Origin of the sequence: Paenibacillus sp. FSL R5-0701, assembly GCF_037973995.1 — a bacterium.
In the GTDB taxonomy this organism is placed as follows: Bacteria; Bacillota; Bacilli; order Paenibacillales; family Paenibacillaceae; genus Paenibacillus.
The window spans coordinates 4,106,645-4,126,109 of sequence record NZ_CP150230.1 but is presented as its reverse complement, the minus strand read 5'-3'; the positions used below and the strand labels follow the sequence as shown (position 1 = coordinate 4,126,109).

The following is a 19,465-nucleotide window of genomic DNA, read 5'->3' as shown; positions in this document are numbered from 1 at the left end:
CTCCGATGCTCTGGAATACCATATGGATAAGTTTAATTTTGATTCTGTGCCTGACTTATATCTGGTTCAAGTATAAAACGTTTCTTCGTGAAAAGAATGCTCGTGTTCCTGAACAGGAATCATTCACGATTGACATGTTGATTGAGAAGGTGAAGAACTCACTTCATGAGCTTAGTCATAGTCAGCTCGCGGATGCGGGTCTGCATGAAGAAGAATATCGTCGAAGAATTAATCAACGTGCCGAGATGAGAAAAGCACTGAAAGGCTGTGTCTCAGGCAGTGTCAGCGACAAAACGTATGTTAAAAATCTGATAGGGGATCTGCTGACCCGAAGCATAGGGCTGAACAAGTCAAATGTAGATGAAGTTATTTTGTTTGCAGAACCAGATTTGTTGACGATCCAGGACCGATTCGAAATTGTGTTTTATCTGTACCGACAGCAATTCGGTGTGGATGCACTCTCCCGCATGATTGATACCTACGATCTGGGAAGGCTGCGAATGGAGGAAGGTACGGACGATGGAGGAAGTTATTATATTTCTGAGGAGGATATTCAGTATGTTTTCGAGTGCGAATATCGAGAGCTTGGATTCAGAGAAAAGACGGATATTATCGTGCAACGTATCTATCAACATTATAAAGGGTTCTCGGTTGTTGATGAGATAAGGGACCAACGGATTGACGGCGTTAGTGGTGGTGTCAGCGGTATGCTTGATGCTGTTCATAATATGGGACTTCGAAAACCGGCATCATGGAATGATTTGCTGGATCAAAGACTGGAGGATGATGCACATGAAGAACCGCTTAGCGGCATGGAAAGTGTCTGGATTTTTTATAAAGGTAAGTCCATTCATCTATCCTTTCTGTCGTTCGGAAGCATCCGTGAACTGAAAAGGGTATGCCAGAATATATACAAATACAATTATCCCGGACAGCTGTCGGAAGCAAGTGGATACAAGGTGAACGAGATGAAAGACGGCTCCCGTGTCGTTGTTGTTCGTCCTCCTTTTGCAGAATCGTGGGCATTCTTCGTCCGGAAGTTCGATATTCCGAATGCTTCACTTGAACAATTGATTACGGGTAACAACGCAGATCTGCCAATAACCCTGCTTCAATACCTGATGAAAGGAAGCCGGATTACAGCTGTAACCGGTGCACAGGGTTCTGGTAAAACAACGTTGCTTATGGCTATGGTCAAACACATCTATGCATCGTACACCCTTCGGGTGCAGGAGATGGCGTTTGAACTTCAATTAAGACGGATTTATAGCCGACGTAATATTTTGAGTTTCCGAGAGACTGAACACATCTCAGGTCAACAAGGGCTTGATTTGCAGAAAAAAACGGATGGTACCGTCAATATTCTTGGTGAGGTAGCGAGTGATGAAGTGGCCGCATGGATGATTCAAATGTCTCAGGTAGCCAGTCTGTTCACCCTGTTTACCCACCATGCCAAAACGTTTCGTGATCTGGTCTTCTCCCTCCGTAATTCCTTGCTCAAGACAGGTATGTTCCAGCATGAGCATATTGCTGAGGAGCAGGTTGTGAGTGTCATCAATTTCGATGTTCATATGAAGAAAGATGCTGAGGGACGAAGATATATCGAACGGATTACGGAATGTCTTCCTCGTGCGAATCAAGGTGACAGCGTGGAAGAGAGGGCAGGTTTTACATTTCGTAATGTTGTGGAGTACAGAGATGGAGCGTATGTTGCAACAGCACCAATCTCCTCTGGATGCATGATGGATATGCGAGAACAGATGACATTACAGGATGCTGAGAAGTTTGAACAGTTTATGAAGCAACACTGGGGTGATCAGTATGACAATTAAATGGATTCTGCTCCTCGTATTAAGTATTTGTGCAGGAGGTTTGCTGATCACACTTCTGGTTTTAAGTATGTTACGTCACAGAGGAGGTGGTTCAGCAATTCAATCCGGCGTGATTTTTGCTCCTAGCGGGAAGGGATTCAAGGGATTGGGATCAATCTTGTTGCAGTCCTATCGTCTTGGAATGAAAGTGCCACTGCTATCAGCTTATATTCTACAGGTTCAGAAACGTATTTCATTCCGCCATGTTGGGGATGAGCCTTCACTTCGCAGGCTGACGATGACAGTGGTTCTGATTATTCTTGGAGGTTATGGAGGCATAAGTGTCATTCTGTTTTTACTACAGCCGGGTATCGCTTTTGTAATACTTTCTGTACTCTGTGCTGTGGTGCTAAACAGTCTGGTATTAGATATGTGCCTCAGTCGTATGGAGAAAAGGTTGCTGGTGCAGATGTTGGATATCTTCGCAGATGTAAGGCATCGGTATCATCAGCATGGCATGGTTGAGGAAGCGCTCTATGAAGCCGCTGAAGCAGGTACAGGAGAAGCGGCAGAACAGGTAAGACTGATCTACGAAGCTCTGACTTCTCCAGATCCAAATGAAGCACTTGAGCGTTATTATGAAGTGGCTCCCAACCGTTTTCTCAAAGGATTCGCTGGCGTTTCCTATATGGTCATGGAGTTTGGGGATAAGGACAGGGCACAAGGCTCTATTTATCTCAAAGGACTTGGTAACCTAACTCAGGAGATTCATTTGGAGATTTTGCGGCGTGATAAATTGGATTACCTGCTCAAAGGACTTAATATCATCGCGCTCGCTCCGATATTATTCACCGCTCCGATCGAACGCTGGGCCAGAGTCAGTTTCCCAACGATGGATGAATTTTATCGCAGCAAAGTCGGTTTTGTTACCAAAATATCGATCTATGTCATCATTATCCTTGCTTATTTGCTTTTGCAAAGGCTCCAGCAATACGATGAGACCCGTTACCGGTCAGGGCATAAGCATTCATGGTTGGATCAGTTTCTGTACAGGCAAACCTTCATACGGAAATTGGCAATGTTGTTTGCAGCAAAACCTGGCAGTGCACAGTACAGTCAAACGATACGGCTCATGAGGGAGAGCAGCTCAGAGTTGAAATTTGAATGGCTTGCCATTCGACGAGTGATGTTATTCGCAGGTTGTTTGGTCCTTACAATGGGTTGCATCTTGTTGTTGCACCAGGTTGAACGTAACCACATCTTGCATGATCCGATCCGGGATGATCGAATGTTTGGTGCAATGGCTGAAGCGGATCTCAGGAAAGCTGAGGAAAAAACAGCATTAGATCAATCCGTACTGAAAAGTGTAGAAATGAACCGAGGAGCTACATACGAAGAAGTCTCCAAAGCGTTACAGCAGTTATCTCCCGTTCAGTTGGACCATGATACTCAGGCTGAGACGATCGCGCGCATTATGCAGAAATTTGAGGTGTATAACAAGCAGTATGTACGCTGGTGGGAAATGATTATAGCCATTCTCATGGGTGCAGCAGGGTACTACATGCCCGTATGGCTCATGATATTTCAGCGGAAAATGCGAAGGTTGGATATGCGACATGAAATCTATCAATTCCAGACAGTGATATCCATTTTGCGTGAGATGGACCGAATGTCAGTCGAGGAGATATTGGAATGGCTTAATCGATTTGCCGTCATTTTCAAGCGCCCGTTGCAAAAATGTTTGTTGCATTTTGAACATGGACCAGAGCTTGCACTCGAACAATTAAAGGAAGAGGCGGGCTTGCCCGAGTTCCAGCGACTGGTTGATAAATTGCAGCTTGCCCTTGGCAAAATCTCAATACGTGAAGCCTTCGATGATCTCGAGAGCATGATGGCATTTTATTTTGAACAACGCAAGCAGGAGTACAGCAAAATGATAGATGTCAAAGCATCTTGGGGTAGAACCATTGGATTTACACCTATGTACGCCCTTATCTTTTTGTATCTGGTTATTCCATTGGTTGGTATGAGTTTCTTGCAGATGAGCATTTATTATGAGCAAATTCAGAAACTGTAGCACAATTCATCTGTGTGACAGTCTGAAATAGTTTAATAACTTATAACTTGGGAGGATTTATTATGAACAATGCATCAAGCGCTTTAAAGGTGGCAGCAGGGATATTTTTAACTATCGCTTTGATCACAATTGTAGTTCTGTTGTTTATTTCAGCTCAGGAGGCAACCAAGACGGCCCAGAACAATTTTGCTGATATCCAAACCGAGTTGTCCCAGGCTGCATTTACAGTATATGACGGAACAACTATCAGTGGATCACAGGTAACCAATGCGCTGCGTAAATATGCGGACAAGGATCAGTTCGGTATTCAAGTCATTACAGGTAAAAATAAAGCGGGTCAATGGTACGGTAATCAATTGAATATTTCACAGGATCTCAATAATGCGGACTACGGCTCGGTTATTGCGCCTGACGATAAAGTGGGGATTATTAACCAGACCATGAGTGAAAAAGACAATCAATATGTCAATCCAAGTGGTAAATTCAAAGCCATTATCGTAAAAGACCGATCCAACGTGGTAAGAGGGCTGATCTTCCAGCAATCCTGACAGGAGTTGGTTTAACATGTCCCGGAATACCCAGCATCTCATGTTGTTTTGTACGGCGGTTGTCCTGTTTGTGACAGCCTGCCTGTACGGGCAACATAATGTTAAGATTTTATCAGCGGCCTTAAACGACAGAGTTCAGACAAAAGCAGGCATGGAAGGCCGGCTGACAACAACACTGCATACCACCAATCCGTATCAGTATAGTGGTGCGGAAGTGTTGCATACCGTAAGACAGATGACAGGCACAGGCATTCCTGTAGAGGTAGATGGAACTTCGTATGTGATCGATCCACTTGTCAGCAAAACAGCGACTATTCCTGTCCAGCTCGATGCCACCTACAGTCCGGAGTTTATACGAAATGAAACTGGAGAACTGCTCAAGATTGTTTTTTGGAAGGAGGCCAGTGTGAATTGATTAATGCCGCATCCAAGCTGCTTGCCGTATTGCTCGCAGTCCTTTTGCTCTATGTGTACCCAGCTGCTGAAACAGCTGATCGGCAGGATGATATAGCACGTATGACGGCTGTTCAGAATGTAACACGTTTTGTTGATGCTGTCCGAACGAAAGGGTATATTTCACCTCGAATGTTGGCTGAGTTTGAGGAGCAACTGGCCCAGACGGGCAATCTGTATGAGGTGTCGATGGAACATTTGCATAAGAAATATGTACCTCACTATACAGACCCGATGGACCGTAACAGTTTTACCGGAACTTACGAGGTAGTTCAGGATGGATATTATGCAGCTCAGATTCGAGAGCGACTATTCCCATCCTCAGGTGTGATACCGGTTGATGATCCTGGCCGAAGATATACGTTGACCACAGGGGATTTTTTCACCGTGACGCTCCAAAATACAAATCGTACACCTTCCATGCTCATTCGTGAATGGTTGAGTGGTACGGCTCAGGCTTCAGCGGTATTTGTAACATACGGAGGTATGGTTCTCAATGAAGATTACTGAGCTGTCCATTGTATTCGTGCTGATCTTCTTCCCGCTCTTCTGGATCATCTCACTCCATACCCAAGATGCCGAAGAGGCTCAATATCTTGGTCAACGATACAGATCTGCACTTCAAACCGCAGTTATGGATGCAGGTGCGGTGATGCATCAGAATGAGAAACAAAATGATGAAGCAGGTTATGATTCAACCAAGTTTGTTAAAGCGGACAAGGAGCTCGCCTTGTTGACATTTACGCAGACGATGGCTTTGAATATGGGGATTCAGAATGATCCCGTTGCTATTCGAAACATGTTTAATTACATTCCTGCCGTGGTTATTCTGGATTATGATGGCTATTATATGTTGTCCACAGAAACAGAGATGACGGGTAACCTTGAAGGTTCTTTCAGGCAAGTATGGAGCCCCAAGAAACCTTATACATATTCAGATTCTAATGGTAACAGTATTAACTTTACACTGGACGACTACGTATATGCCTATGACGCAAACGCAGGGAAATGGATTGAGGGATTTCAAAAAGAACTGGCTTCAACCACACAGATTCCTTTACTTCAGAATACCAGCGTATTTGAGCAAGTTAGACAAAGCCAGATTGTGACTGCTGTGCAGGATGATCTGGCTGATGTGATTAACCGCCATAATGAGTTTGCCAGAAAGAACGGTATTTCCTATACGTTTACGATGCCCCTGATTGCGCAGGAAGATTGGTACAACTCCATTAACGATACAGGGATTATGGCCTTTATCCAAGGTATAGGTGTGGGTGACCAGAAAATCAACAATTACGCAATTGGTGGAGGCAGACTTGTGAAGAAAACGGCCATCGTAGGTGGGGTAGATCCTTTAACGGGTATCAAGTACTACTATCCCTCCACATGTGGTAATGGTTACCGTGCTGAAGAGGTATTCACAGACGCAAGACAAGCAGCTGCACAAGGCTATTTCGAATATAAATGCTCTAATCGGTAGGGAGCCTGTATGACAAAATCATGGAAGAGGTTCCTGAGCTGTTTACATTACTTTCAGAAAAGACGGGACTTGTGCTAGAATAGGGTTTCGGAACAATCACAAAAGTAATGTCTAATAGATAGGAGCTACCTCATCTTATGAGTTTATTGTCAGTAGAGAACGTGAGTCACAATTTTGGAGATCGCACGTTATTTAAAAATGTATCGTTTCGTTTACTTGCCGGAGAGCGCGTAGGACTTGTTGGTGCCAATGGTGTGGGTAAATCCACATTAATGAACATCCTTACCGGTAAATTGCTTAAAGATAGTGGAAAAGTGGAATGGACACCTAAGGTCCGTTATGGATATCTGGATCAGCATACAAAGCTTACGCCAGGCAAAACCATTCGTGACGTTCTTAAGGATGCATTCCTTCCGTTGCTTGAATTGGAAAAAGAAATGATGAATATTACGGACCAGATGGCAGATGCAGATCCAGATAAGCTGGAGCAGTTGCTGGAAGAGATGGGCGATATTCAGGAACAACTGGAACAGGGCGACTTTTATCTGATTGACGTAAAAGTGGAAGAGATGGCCAATGGTCTTGGTTTGTCCGCAATTGGTCTTGATCGAGATGTCGCAGCTCTAAGTGGTGGACAACGTACCAAGGTGCTTCTTGCCAAGCTTCTGCTCGAGAAACCTACAGCTCTTTTGCTGGATGAGCCGACTAACTATCTGGACGTAGAGCATATTGAATGGCTGTCACGTTACCTGAAGGACTACCCGCACGCGTTTCTCTTAATCTCCCATGACACGGAATTCATGAATGAAGTCGTAAATGTCATTTATCATTTGGAATTTGCCAAATTAACGAGATATGCTGCGAACTATAACAAGTTCCTTGAGATGGCTGATATGAATAAAGCCCAGCATATTGATGCATACGAGAAGCAGCAAGAGTACATCAAGAAGCAGGAAGATTTCATTCAGCGTAACAAGGCACGTGCTTCAACTTCAGGTCGAGCGAAGAGCCGGGAGAAGCAGCTGGACAGAATTGAACGTATTGATCGCCCAGATGAAGCGGCCAAACCAACGTTCAAATTCAAGGATGCCCGTGCGAGCAGTAAAACGGTCTTTGAGGGTATTGATTTTGAAATTGGATATACGTATCCTTTGCTGCCCAAAATGACGATGACAATTGAACGTGGTGAAAAAATTGCCATCGTAGGTTGTAATGGTGTGGGTAAATCGACACTGCTGAAAACTATTCTGGGCAAAATATCTCCACTGAGTGGAAAGACCTTCTTGGGAGATTATCTCGAAACGGCCTATTTTGAACAGGAAGTTCGTGCTGGGAATATCACGCCGATTGAGGATGTTTGGAATGAGTTTTCACATTTGACCCAGAATGAGGTCCGGGGTCATCTCGCACGCTGTGGGTTGAAAAATGAGCACATTACCCGTCCGCTTAACATGCTGAGTGGTGGAGAGCAAGCCAAGGTTCGTTTATGCAAACTCTTGATGCGTGAAAGCAACTGGATTTTATTCGATGAGCCGACAAACCATCTCGATGTCACAGCCAAAGCGGAGTTGCAGCGTGCTTTGCAAGAATTCAAGGGAACGGTGTTACTGGTATCTCATGAACCTGATTTCTACGAGGGTTGGGTCACCAAAACATGGAATGTAGAAGAATGGTCTGAGACAAACTAGGGCGATTCAAGACAATGTTTAACAGAAATGACGGTGACAAAAAAACCCGTCTATGGTAACATAGGCTACAACTTCATATGAACACTAGGGGGGCCGCACGATGCGGCTGAGATGGAAGAATGCGATTCCGGACCCTTTGCACCTGATCTGGATCATACCAGCGTAGGGAAGTGGCGAGCGCGTTTCAGTGAATGACGTGAGCAAACGGCAATTCAAAGGATTTCAACCGTCTGCTTAACGAATTGAAACATGCAGTTGCGTGTATAACGTTATGGCTATAGGGTCTATAGCTTTATTGCACGAAATGAACTGTATGTATCAGTCAGTCATCTGGTTCTATAATTAATACGCAGCCACTCCCCTACGGGAGTGGCTTTTTTGTGTTTTCATAGCATTCACGTCTGGAAGGAGATGAACAGTACGGTAATTTCTCATGAACATGTTCAAGAATCATTTGAATTGCATGTTGTATCTACGGGTACAGGGGATCAAGCATCTTTTGTAAAAGCTGCAAAGGACGTTTGGCCTTTGGTGGACTATATTCACATACGAGAAAAACAACTCACATGGCAAGACAAGATCGGTTGGGCTGAAAGTCTGCGTAACGTTGGTGTTCCATCTTGTCGCATCGTTATCAATGGCTCAGAACTGCCACCACAGAATGACATCTATGGCGGTGTACACTGGGGGCAAGATGTGATACGTAACTACAACCCTGCTGTTATAAGCAATGTGCAGCGACTTCGTCTGGGTGTATCTGTTCATTCACTCGATGAGGCAAAAATCGCTGAAGAACGGGGAGCCGATTACCTATTCTTCGGGCATGTCTTCTCAACCAACAGTAAGCCTGATCTTGAACCAAGAGGATTATATGCTCTGGCTGAAGTGTGCTCCGGTGTCTCCATTCCTGTCATGGCGATCGGTGGCATCGAACCGGGAAACATTCACGCTATTCGCTCTGCAGGCGCTCAGGGAGTTGCTGTGATCTCGAATGTCTGGGCGAGCGATTCCCCGGATCAGGCGGCTGCATCGTTAAGGCAGGCTATCGTTGGCGTTGGTACAGAAAGTTTGAGCCGCTAATCAAGGAGATGAGCTGATGAAGAAGATCATTACTGATAGACCGGATAAGGTTCATGCAGAAACGATTATTGTAGGCGGAGGGGTTGTTGGTTGTGCCATTGCATATGAACTTGCTTCCCGTGGACAGGATGTGCTGTTGCTGGAGCGTTCGGCGATTGCAGGAGGCACTTCTTGCGCGGCGGCTGGAATGCTGGCGGCCGACAGTGAGGATTTTGCTCATCCTTTGATGGCTAAGCTTGCCAGGCAGAGTAGACAGTTACTTACCGAGCAACAGATGCTAATGGCTACACTCAGTGAGGTAGAGACTGGTCTGCAACGCCAGGGATTCCTAACTCCTTTTCGTTCATACAGTGAATTAAGTAGTTATAAGGACAATCGGAAGTCTGCGTTGTCTACTTCTGCTGATGAGGTGTGGTGGGATCGTTCCATTGTGCAGCAGGAGGCATCATGGCTTAACAGAGATACGTATGGAGCCTATTACAGACCTTACGAGAGTGAAATTCTCCCACTCCACCTAACGAAGGCATACGCCGAATCCGCTCAAGCAATGGGAGCACGGGTTATGGAGGACATACAGGATATACGTGTGCAAGCAAACGAACACGGTGTGCAGGGAATCACCACATCGATCGGTGAGATGAGATGCAAACATGTCATTATAGCGGCTGGATTACAGAGTGAAGAGTTGATGAGACATGTGAATCTGAGCTTGCCTGTGTGGTCGGTAAAAGGTGAAATAGCCGCCGTTCAGTTCTCAGAAGAACATGCAGGGTACAGACCTGACAGAACGGTGTATGCAGAGGATATCTATATTGTTCCCAAAGCCAATGGCGAAGTTTGGCTCGGGGCAACCAGTCTGCCAGGAAGAGCGGATTTGAACGTTTCTGTACAGGGTGTTCAGAAGCTGCTAACAGCGGCTACCCACTGGGTGCCGGGGATGAAAGAAGCACAATTTATACGAGCGTGGGCAGGCGTAAGACCGGCAACACCCGATGGGCTGCCTTATATAGGTGCTTGCAAGAGTATACCCGGGCTGTTCGCCGCCTTTGGGCATTACCGCAACGGTATCTTGCTTAGTGCGATAACAGGCAGGCTTATCGCGGAGTTGGTCGCTGGCAAAAGCTCAGAAGAACTCGGAATTGAGGCGCTGAGCCCTGAGCGATTGAACAGAAAGGGAGTGGTGCAGTGAATATCATCGTTAATGGTCAACGGATGGAGATTGAAGACAGATTGAATCGTGTGGATAAATTGCTCCAATCTTTTGACCTGCAAGTTAAGACTGTAGTTGTTGAGCTGAACAGGCATATCTTAACGCGTGAACACCATGAGTCAACAACATTAAGAGAAGGCGATCGAATTGAGATTGTACATTTTGTAGGAGGCGGTTGATGATGTTGAACATTGGTAAATATACGTTTGAGTCCAGATTGTTGCTCGGAACAGGCAAGTTTTCGGATCTGGAAGTGCAAAGTCAGGCTGTGGAAGCATCTGAAACGGAAGTTTTAACCTTTGCTGTTCGTCGTCTGAATCTGGAGGAACGCAACCAGAAGCATTTCCTGGATACGTTGGATCTGGACAAATACACTCTTCTTCCGAATACGGCTGGGGCTTCCACTGCGGAAGAGGCGGTGCGAATTGCCGAGCTTGCGCGGGCTTCAGGACTTTGTGATATGATAAAAGTCGAAGTCATAGGAGATGGAATGACGTTACTCCCAGATCCGATTGAAACGTACAATGCTTGCGAAATTTTGCTTGAAAAGGGCTTCACGGTATTGCCTTATATTTCGGATGATGTCATTCTGGCCAAAAGGCTGCAATTGCTTGGCGTACATGCTGTAATGCCTGGCGCTTCTCCCATCGGAGCTGGCAGAGGCATCATCAATCCCTATAACCTTGAGATCATCATTGAGCAGGCCGTTGTACCTGTGATTGTGGATGCAGGGTTGCGCTCCCCAAAAGATGCTGCTTATGCGATGGAACTTGGTGCAGATGGCGTATTGTTAAATACAGCCGTATCCGGATCAGGGGATCCAGTGAGCATGGCTAAAGCGATGCGATTGGGGGTAGAAGCGGGTAGATTGGCATATGAGGCAGGCATGATTCCCGTAAAGCGTTATGCAGCAGCCAGTAGTCCGGTGGAAGGAATGGTTCATACATGACAGATCAAGTAACATCTTTCGAGCAGGCCGATCGTTATTCCAGACAGGAACGGTACGCGCCACTTGGTAAGGAAGGCCAGGCCAGATTAAAGGGCAGCAGAGTTTTAATTGTAGGCGCTGGCGCACTTGGAACAGGAATTGCAGAAACGTTAGTTCGTTCAGGAGTCGGACACTTAACGATTGTGGATCGTGATTATGTGGAGTGGAGTAACCTGCAGCGGCAGCAATTATATGTAGAACAGGACGCGCTTGAGCGGATACCGAAGGCAATGGCGGCGGAAAAACGTTTATCTGCCATTAATTCCACGGTTCATGTGGAAGGGAAAGTGTTGGACGTCAGAGTAGATGAGTTGGAAGAACTCGTTCAGCATACAGACTTGATCATGGATGCAACGGATAACTTTGATACCCGACTACTTATTAATGATATGGCACAGAAGCACGGTATTCCCTGGATTTATGGTGGATGCGTAGGTAGTTATGGTATTACCTATACGTTTATGCCCGGAGATACGCCATGTTTAAATTGTTTGCTGGGTGAAGTCCCTCTGGGTGGAGATACCTGTGATACGTCTGGCATCATACCTCAAGCCGTACAGATGGTAACGGCGAATCAGACCGCAGAAGCGATGAAGTTACTTAGTGGCAATGCAAATGCATTGAGACGTAAGTTATTGTCATTTGACGTGTGGAGGAACGAATACATATCCATCAATGTGGATGGTGCGAAAAAGCAAGACTGTCCTTCCTGCGGTACTTCGGCAACGTATCCATATCTTTCTGCGTCCAATCTGGAGAAAACAGATGTGTTGTGTGGCAGGGATACCGTTCAGATCCGACCTGCAAGGCGCATGAATCTGGATCTTCAACATACAGCGGAACGTCTGGATAGACTTCAAGAAGGAAAAGTGGAATCCAATCCGTTTCTGGTTTCTTTTACAACAGGAGTCCATAGAATGGTTATTTTCCAAGATGGACGTGTCCTCGTACACGGAACAAAAGACACAGCTGAAGCGCGTACGCTCGTCCATCGCTACTTTGGTTAAAGCAAGAAAGAAGCAAAGTCTGTTCCCTTAAGGGAATGGACTTTTTCATTTTACGGCATGCTATCTGTACCAACCATTGCTGCGAGCAGTGGGGATAGAGACAGGCCGGGTGAAAAAGAGTGAAAACAGCCATTTTGCTGATTGGAGCAGGAGAGCAGGTCAGCCTTATTCAGGATGTTTTATGTAGCGAAGGGTATGAGGTGCAACGAATGGAGTGGTCCGAACTAAACCAATCCGTCGAGCCTTCGTTGCTGCATATTAACCTGATCATCCTGGTAGACGAGGAAGAGGGGAATGAACATTGTGGCCAGGATCAGAAATTAGAGTTAAAACAGTGGATAGATAAAGGTCATGTTATACCTCTACTCGTTATCACTTCTAATGCATCTCCTCAGTTCATCGTGGAATGGCTGGATTACGGAGCTAATGACGTGATGGAGGAACCTATCCACTTGACCGTGATGCTTGCCAGAATACGAAATTTATTGCGTGTTTTTGCGAATGCAACACCAGAGGGTGAGGAAGTAATTGTAGTTCATGATCTTAAAGTCAATTTGCGTTCAAGACGGGTAAATCGTGCGGGTGAATACCTGACATTAACGCCAAAAGAATACGAATTGCTGGAATATTTGGCTCTGCATGTGAATGAAGCATGTACCCGGAGTGATATTTTGCGGGAAGTATGGGGATATGAGTATGCGATGGATACCAACGTTGTGGATGTGTATATCAAACATTTGAGGGTTAAGGTAGATAAGGGAAGAAGTGTGAAACTGATTCATACTGTGCGTGGGATCGGTTATATGCTGCATGATAAAAATTAGATTACGAAGTTAGTTCCATGAAACACCAGTTTAGAGTGTGGCAAAAAGAGGGTAAAAATAAAAGACCGGATAGTAACCTCCGGTCCTTACTGATTAGCTATAATGTGATTCTAAAGTACACGACGAGCTTTAACATACGTTCTCTTCCAAGTACCGGAGTTCAGATCAGAAAGGGTTACGCCTGGAGATCCGTACGTATGCAGAATCTTACCATTTCCCGCATAAACGCCTACGTGAGTGACATTGGAGCCGGTAGAACGGCTACCACTGGAGAAGAATACCAGATCTCCGACACGCAGATTAGCTTTAGACACAGCTTTACCTTCTTTGGATTGTTTCACGGAAGTGCGCGGCAAATCTACACCATACTTTTTGAAAATATATTTCATAAAAGAAGAACAGTCAAAAACCTTGGTTGTTGAAGTTGAAGCACCAAATTTATATGGAGTTCCAGTGAATTTTTTGCCATAGTTAACAATTTGTTGACCTTTGGATACAGAAGCAGTTGCTGCCTGTGCAACAGGTGCGTTAGTCATTAGTACAGCTCCAAAACCTAGTGTAGCGCACAACCCGACGGTTACGGCCTTTTGGACAAAGATGTTTGTTTTCATGTTAGTTAGTACCTCCAAAATTCGTTTTCGTTAAGTTGCTAGAGCGAGTATAACAGCTTTGTAACAGCCTAGAAATTGGATAGAGGAGTGTAATCCCTTGCGCCACAATGGTTTGGGTATGTTTATTAAAATATGATTAAAAATGTCAAAAAATTAATCATTGACGGATGAAGAATTAAGATGAAACAACAAAGACCCATTGAATATCAAGGGTCTTTGTTATGTGTGAACCTATTTTCTTCATTGAATCACTGGTTACAAAAACGTAATAAATAATTATGAAGCATACAAATAGATTCAATCTTTGCTCTGAATAATCAGTAATAAGCCACTATCAATAGTGACTGTACCGGAGGAGCCTAATAGCTTGTTGCTTACACCCAAGGATTGTCCCATGCGAATGGTGGCTTGATCTAGCGGATACATAAAACCATCCAGAGTTATTCCTGCAACTTCATGAGTCAAGGGGAGCAGAGAAACATATTTATAGTCACGGTGCTCAACCACAGCTTTGGATGTGGTCAGTGTCATGTAATTGTGCTTGTCCTGAATGGCACAGGAGATATGATGCTGCATCGCGCGAACCATAATATGTACATTGGCGAGTGTGTGATCCATACGTGTACCTGTAGCACCTAACATTAAGATGTGAGAAGGTTCATAATCTAGCGCTGTCTCAAAAGCCATTTCTGTATCAGTAAGATCCTTATGAACAGGGTCACATGTAATGAACCGAATGCTATTATTGCTTACAATGATACATTCCTCTTCAGTAATGGAGTCGAAGTCTCCTACTGCAATGTGAGGCTGAATGCCGTGTTCAATTAAAAATAATGCACCACGATCGGCCGCGATGATCATATCATCTTCTCGTATTTCCTGAAGTAATTCTACAGATAAGTTTCCGCCTGTAAAAATAACCACTCGTTTCACCGTCATTTTATTTCATCCTTCCTAATTCAGAGCAAAATAGGTCATTGTTCAAATATAATGTTGGAACCTGTACAAATATATTCACCAAACCAGTATAATCCACAAAATGTGGTTGCACAATTTCAGTGCTCGCGGATACAATGGGTAGAGCGACATGGAGATGACTTGAAAAGTGAGGTTTGAACAGGTTGGACTTACACATTTTTGAAGTATTCAGCATTATAGGCACTATCGCATTTGCAATGTCCGGTGCCTTCGTGGCTATGGAAGAGGAGTATGACATTCTGGGTGTACTAGTGCTTGGACTTGTCACGGCATTCGGAGGCGGGATTATCCGGAATGTACTTATAGGTATACCTGTAACGACACTGTGGAGTCAGGGATCACTTATTATGTTAGCCCTAGTATCAGTAGCGATTGCGTTTATATTACCTCTCAAGTGGATTAGTCACTGGAAGCGAACAGAGGCGCTGTTTGATGCAATCGGACTCGCAGCATTTGCAATTCAAGGGGCTCTCTACGCGGCGAACATGGGACATCCTATTAGCGCAGTTATCGTTGCAGCAGTAATGACCGGTATTGGTGGGGGCGTGATTCGTGATGTGCTTGCAGGACGTAAACCGCTTGTATTGCGTGACGAAATCTATGCTGTATGGGCAATGACAGCCGGTTTTGTTATAGGTATGGGTTGGTTAACAACAAATGCCGGATTGTTGCTTTGTTTCGCGGCCGTTGTGTTTTTCCGGATGTGTTCTGTACATTATAAATGGAAACTGCCACGTCGTTCGTTGGTGCCGTCTGAGACCGGGAACGTCAGTCCTCAGCCGGAGAGCATTGTGACACAGCCAACATCGTCGGTACTTCAAGGTACGCTAAGCAAGGGGGATTAATATGATTAATGTTTTGTTTGTATGTCTGGGCAATATATGTAGATCACCAATGGCTGAAGCCGTTCTGCGTCACAAAGTCGTGGAGAAGGGGCTTGAACACCAGATTCGTGTGGACTCTGCGGGTACAGGGGACTGGCATGTTGGTAAACCTCCGCATGAAGGGACTCGAAATTTGCTGGATTCGTACCAGATTTCCTATGCCAATATGGCAGCGAGACAATTCGCCAGCGAAGATTTTACTCAATTTGATTACATTGTATGTATGGATAATTCGAATGCAGATAATGTGCGCAACGTTCCAGGTGGAGCTGAGTCGGACATCATCAAGTTCATGGACATGCTTCCCGAGGAAAAACTCAGAGAAGTACCTGACCCATATTACACAGGCAATTTTGAAGAGGTGTACGAGCTGGTTAACGCAGGCTGCGATGTTCTGTTGAGTAAGATTGAAGCGGAACATTCCTTAGCCTAAAAAGTAAACGAAATTCATGCTCAATTTGTAATTCGACAAAGAAGCAGGATTAGAGCGCTTAAAGCAAGCAGGATATCCTGCTTCTTTTTCAGATTACAATTGTAAGCGGTATCATTAAAATGAAAAACAATAGCGGCATTTCAGCCGCCTGTTAAAGTGGTCCTTTTATCTTTCCTGGAGAAAATAAAGTAATGCTTCGGGCAATTCCTTCTGCCAAAAACCCCATTGGTGTTTTCCGTCTTTCTCCTGGTAGGAGACGAGGGCACCACGTTTTTCCAGCAATTCTCGAGTATCCCGGTTTAATTGAACAAAATTATACGTACCCGTGTCTGCCTCAAAATCAGTCTCCTGCAAACCAACGATCATCCAGATCGAGAGCCAGGACAGATCTTCAGCTGCGGCATAGATTTCCTGTGAAGCAGAGTAGAAGGCGCCAGACATGCTGATCACACGTGTGAACAGATCCGGATATAACAGAGCAAGATGAAGCGAAACACTGCCACCGAGCGAATCTCCGGCAAGAATGCGTTCCTGCGGAGAACGGCGTACAGGATATTTCTCTTCTATATAGGGAATAATCTCTTCAGCGAAGCAAGCAGTATATGCCTTGAACCGATCTCCAAATGGAGCATATTCCTGCGTTCTCACAGACACATCGACCTGAACCCCTACAATAATGAAAGGTTCGGCTCCTTCGTCCAGAATAATTTGGTTAGCTGTTGTAGCAATTCGTCCGAAATTAAAAAATTCTTCGCCATCCTGACAATAAACGACAGGGTAGCTAAGCAATTCGTTATAGCCTGGGGGAAGGTAAATACGGAGCGTTCGCTTCTCTCCGAGATAGCGACTTTCAATCTCTTCCTTCACAATCGTGCGTTTCAAATAGCGGGAATCCGTCATAAAACGTCACCTTTCTCGGTTAATTTTTTGCATTCGACCGCGCAATACGGTAAGATTACCCTTGTGCGGGGTTAGGTCAAACACGCAATCATGTATTATGCTGTTATACCAATATTAAGCCCCTGTTATACATACAATCCGGCAGGAAACATAAAAAAATTACGGATTTCTTTGACGTATGGAGTGAAACAGGTGTATAATAATATTATAACAGCGGAACTTGATATTCAAATTTTTTGTTGAGGTGAAGAAAAAAATGAGCAAGGTTCCTTATGAAGTGTATACAGAGGATGTAGAAGCTCTGTCCGTGCTGTCTCCTGACGGCGAAATTGTTAACAAAGACATGATGCCTACACTTTCCGATGATCAATTAAAAGAAATTATGTACCGCATGGTATTTACCCGTACTTGGGATGACCGTGCAGTAAACCTGGGCCGTCAAGGTCGTCTTGGTTTCTATGCTCCAGTATCTGGTCAAGAAGCTACAATGGTTGGTAGTGAATTTGCAATTGAAAAAGAAGACTTTGTATGTCCTGGCTATCGTGACATTCCGCAACTCGTATGGCATGGACTTCCTCTTTATCAAGCATTCTTGTACTCCCGTGGACACCAACATGGTGGACAAATTCCAGATGGCGTTAATGTATTGATGCCACAAATCATCATTGGTGCACAAATTCTGCATGCAATGGGTATCGCTATGGGTTACAAATTGAAGAAACAAAAACAAGTTGTTATCACGTACACAGGTGATGGCGGTTCTTCTGAAGGTGACTTCTATGAAGGTCTGAACTACGCTGGTGTATACAAACTGCCTGTTATCTTCTTTGTACAAAACAATGGTTATGCCATCACAACTCCTTTTGCTAAACAAACAGCAGCTCTGTCCATCGCTCACAAAGCGGTAGCAGCAGGTATCAAAGGTGTTAAAGTTGACGGTATGGACATCTTCGCTGTTATCAAAGCTGTTCAGGAAGCTGCTGAGCGTGGACGTAACGGAGAAGGCGCAACATTGATCGAAGCAGTAACATACCGTTTCCGTCCTCACTCCCTTTCGGATGATGCTTCCAAGTATCGTACAAAAGAAGAAGAGGCAGAATGGTCTGCTAAAGATCCTATCGCACGTTTCGCTAAATATCTGGAGAAAAAAGGTCTTTGGACTGAAGAAGATACAGCACGTGTGAAAGAAGAAGCTAAAGCTAAAGTAAATGAAGAGATCAAAAAAGCGGAAAAAACCGAGAAAATGACGATTTCAGGCTTGATCGACAGCATGTTCGAACAAACGCCTAAGCACTTGGAAGAGCAAAAAGCTGATTTCCAATAAGTTTTTTCCGATAAAGCATAAACATCCGCGACTTTAATGTCCCGGTATACATGTACGAATTCAAATGTGAACTGTCAATGTTTAAGGAGGAAATGAAGCAAATGGCACAAATGAACATGAAAGAAGCAATCCGTGATGCGCTTCGCGTGGAGTTGAAACGTGATCCTAACGTTCTGCTTTTCGGTGAAGACGTAGGTAATGTAGGCGGCGTTTTCCGTGTAACGGAAGGTCTGCAAAAAGAGTTTGGCGAAGAGCGTGTATTTGATACTCCACTGGCTGAGTCCGCTATTGGTGGTCTGGCTGTAGGTCTGGGTGTACAAGGCTTCCGTCCGGTTGCTGAGATCCAATTCGTTGGTTTTATCTTCGAAGCCCTTGACCAAATGGTAGTGCAAGCTGCTCGTATGCGTTTCCGCTCCGGTGGAAAATACAATTCTCCAATCGTATTCCGTACACCATTCGGTGGCGGCGTAAAAGCGGCAGAATTGCATACAGATTCCCTGGAAGGTCTGCTCACGCAAACGCCAGGTATCAAAGTCGTTGTTCCTTCCAACCCTTACGATGCAAAAGGACTGATGATCGCTTCTATTCGCGATAACGATCCTGTATTCTTCATGGAGCACTTGAACTTGTACCATGCTTTCCGTGCAGAAGTGCCTGAAGAAGATTACGTTGTTGAGTTGGGTAAAGCGAACGTTGTTCGTGAAGGTTCTGATGTAACGATCATTACTTACGGTATGATGGTTCACACTTCTGTGAAAGCAGCAGATGAACTCGAAAAACAAGGAATCAAAGTTGAAGTTATCGACCTTCGTACGGTTAGCCCGATCGACATCGATACTATCGTTGCTTCCGTTAAGAAAACAAACCGTGCAATTGTTGTACAGGAAGCTCAAAAGAGCGCAGGTGTTGCAGCTGAAGTCATTGCCCAAATCAATGAAAAAGCAATCCTGCACTTGGAAGCACCGGTTCTGCGTGTAGCTGGTCCGGACACTGTATATCCATTTGCACAAATCGAAGATACATGGCTGCCTAACCCGGCACGTATCGTTGCTGCGGTTAACAAAGTCGTAAATTTCTAATTTAATCATCTGACATGCCGCAAGGCGCAGTATGGTGATTCACACCGCAGCGCAAGCTGCACTGTAAACAGCCATTAGCCCCTTGAGTAA

The 19,465-nt window shown here is 44.8% G+C and carries 20 protein-coding genes and 1 riboswitch; of the genes, 17 read left to right on the top strand and 3 right to left on the bottom strand.

Annotation, left to right across the window (positions count from 1 at the left end; translation table 11 throughout):
* Positions 1 to 5: 5 nt before the first annotated feature.
* From MKZ13_RS18135 to MKZ13_RS18075, 13 genes are all read left to right on the top strand, one after another.
* Complete coding sequence (locus tag MKZ13_RS18135) at positions 6 to 1,832, top strand: ATPase, T2SS/T4P/T4SS family (protein WP_339177137.1); 1,827 nt, start codon at positions 6 to 8, stop codon at positions 1,830 to 1,832.
* Entirely contained in the window at positions 1,822 to 3,888 is a 2,067-nt protein-coding gene (locus MKZ13_RS18130; RefSeq protein WP_339177134.1) for a hypothetical protein, read from the top strand. The genes MKZ13_RS18135 and MKZ13_RS18130 overlap by 11 nt, the downstream gene beginning before the upstream one ends.
* 62 nt (positions 3,889 to 3,950) lie before the next feature.
* Positions 3,951 to 4,436, top strand: coding sequence for a hypothetical protein (locus MKZ13_RS18125; RefSeq protein ID WP_062834890.1), 486 nt, complete (start codon positions 3,951 to 3,953; stop codon positions 4,434 to 4,436).
* Between the two features lie 16 nt (positions 4,437 to 4,452).
* Positions 4,453 to 4,851 carry a hypothetical protein gene (locus MKZ13_RS18120; RefSeq protein ID WP_221821654.1) on the top strand — a complete coding sequence of 133 codons (399 nt, stop codon included), beginning with the start codon at positions 4,453 to 4,455 and terminating at the stop codon, positions 4,849 to 4,851.
* Positions 4,848 to 5,399: a hypothetical protein gene (locus MKZ13_RS18115; RefSeq protein WP_237174865.1), complete on the top strand. Its 552-nt coding sequence runs from the start codon at positions 4,848 to 4,850 to the stop codon at positions 5,397 to 5,399. Before MKZ13_RS18120 ends, MKZ13_RS18115 begins: the two co-directional genes overlap by 4 nt.
* Entirely contained in the window at positions 5,386 to 6,369 is a 984-nt protein-coding gene (locus MKZ13_RS18110; protein ID WP_339177131.1) for a hypothetical protein, read from the top strand. Before MKZ13_RS18115 ends, MKZ13_RS18110 begins: the two co-directional genes overlap by 14 nt.
* A 137-nt stretch (positions 6,370 to 6,506) precedes the next feature.
* Positions 6,507 to 8,057, top strand: a complete 1,551-nt coding sequence (locus tag MKZ13_RS18105) for an ABC-F family ATP-binding cassette domain-containing protein (RefSeq protein WP_221821648.1) — start codon at positions 6,507 to 6,509, stop codon at positions 8,055 to 8,057.
* 76 nt (positions 8,058 to 8,133) lie between these two features.
* Positions 8,134 to 8,243, top strand: a riboswitch (TPP riboswitch).
* Between the two features lie 225 nt (positions 8,244 to 8,468).
* Positions 8,469 to 9,137 carry a thiamine phosphate synthase gene (locus MKZ13_RS18100; protein WP_339177128.1) on the top strand — a complete coding sequence of 223 codons (669 nt, stop codon included), beginning with the start codon at positions 8,469 to 8,471 and terminating at the stop codon, positions 9,135 to 9,137.
* 16 nt (positions 9,138 to 9,153) lie between these two features.
* On the top strand, positions 9,154 to 10,326 hold the full coding sequence (thiO, locus tag MKZ13_RS18095; protein ID WP_221821646.1) for a glycine oxidase ThiO: 1,173 nt from the start codon (positions 9,154 to 9,156) through the stop codon (positions 10,324 to 10,326).
* On the top strand, positions 10,323 to 10,526 hold the full coding sequence (thiS, locus tag MKZ13_RS18090; protein WP_221821645.1) for a sulfur carrier protein ThiS: 204 nt from the start codon (positions 10,323 to 10,325) through the stop codon (positions 10,524 to 10,526). The genes thiO and thiS overlap by 4 nt, the downstream gene beginning before the upstream one ends.
* Before the next feature lie 2 nt (positions 10,527 to 10,528).
* On the top strand, positions 10,529 to 11,296 hold the full coding sequence (locus MKZ13_RS18085; protein WP_339185413.1) for a thiazole synthase: 768 nt from the start codon (positions 10,529 to 10,531) through the stop codon (positions 11,294 to 11,296).
* On the top strand, positions 11,293 to 12,342 hold the full coding sequence (locus tag MKZ13_RS18080) for a ThiF family adenylyltransferase (RefSeq protein WP_339177123.1): 1,050 nt from the start codon (positions 11,293 to 11,295) through the stop codon (positions 12,340 to 12,342). Before MKZ13_RS18085 ends, MKZ13_RS18080 begins: the two co-directional genes overlap by 4 nt.
* A gap of 119 nt (positions 12,343 to 12,461) precedes the next feature.
* Positions 12,462 to 13,166 (top strand): response regulator transcription factor, encoded by a 705-nt coding sequence (locus MKZ13_RS18075; protein ID WP_221821643.1) that lies wholly within the window; start codon positions 12,462 to 12,464, stop codon positions 13,164 to 13,166.
* Positions 13,167 to 13,276: 110 nt separating this feature from the next.
* On the opposite strand, the gene MKZ13_RS18070 is transcribed toward MKZ13_RS18075, so the two are convergent.
* Both MKZ13_RS18070 and MKZ13_RS18065 read right to left on the bottom strand, forming a co-directional pair.
* The gene (locus MKZ13_RS18070) at positions 13,277 to 13,777 is read right to left on the bottom strand and encodes a C40 family peptidase (RefSeq protein WP_221821642.1); all 501 of its coding nucleotides are present in this window, start codon (positions 13,775 to 13,777) and stop codon (positions 13,277 to 13,279) included.
* Between the two features lie 297 nt (positions 13,778 to 14,074).
* A complete protein-coding gene (locus MKZ13_RS18065) occupies positions 14,075 to 14,716 on the bottom strand; it encodes a thiamine diphosphokinase (RefSeq protein WP_221821641.1) in 642 nt (213 codons plus the stop codon).
* 182 nt (positions 14,717 to 14,898) lie between these two features.
* On the opposite strand from MKZ13_RS18065, the gene MKZ13_RS18060 reads away from it, so the two are divergent.
* The gene (locus MKZ13_RS18060; RefSeq protein WP_076210112.1) at positions 14,899 to 15,600 is read left to right on the top strand and encodes a trimeric intracellular cation channel family protein; all 702 of its coding nucleotides are present in this window, start codon (positions 14,899 to 14,901) and stop codon (positions 15,598 to 15,600) included.
* A gap of 1 nt (position 15,601) precedes the next feature.
* Complete coding sequence (locus MKZ13_RS18055) at positions 15,602 to 16,072, top strand: low molecular weight protein-tyrosine-phosphatase (protein ID WP_221821639.1); 471 nt, start codon at positions 15,602 to 15,604, stop codon at positions 16,070 to 16,072.
* A gap of 165 nt (positions 16,073 to 16,237) precedes the next feature.
* Here MKZ13_RS18055 and MKZ13_RS18050 read toward each other — a convergent pair whose 3' ends face one another.
* Positions 16,238 to 16,972 (bottom strand): alpha/beta hydrolase-fold protein, encoded by a 735-nt coding sequence (locus MKZ13_RS18050; protein ID WP_017688071.1) that lies wholly within the window; start codon positions 16,970 to 16,972, stop codon positions 16,238 to 16,240.
* A gap of 256 nt (positions 16,973 to 17,228) precedes the next feature.
* Here MKZ13_RS18050 and pdhA point away from each other — a divergent pair, with 256 nt between their 5' ends.
* Positions 17,229 to 18,296, top strand: coding sequence for a pyruvate dehydrogenase (acetyl-transferring) E1 component subunit alpha (gene pdhA / locus MKZ13_RS18045; protein WP_017688072.1), 1,068 nt, complete (start codon positions 17,229 to 17,231; stop codon positions 18,294 to 18,296).
* Positions 18,297 to 18,397: 101 nt separating this feature from the next.
* Positions 18,398 to 19,375: an alpha-ketoacid dehydrogenase subunit beta gene (locus MKZ13_RS18040; RefSeq protein ID WP_076210115.1), complete on the top strand. Its 978-nt coding sequence runs from the start codon at positions 18,398 to 18,400 to the stop codon at positions 19,373 to 19,375.
* Positions 19,376 to 19,465 lie beyond the last annotated feature (90 nt).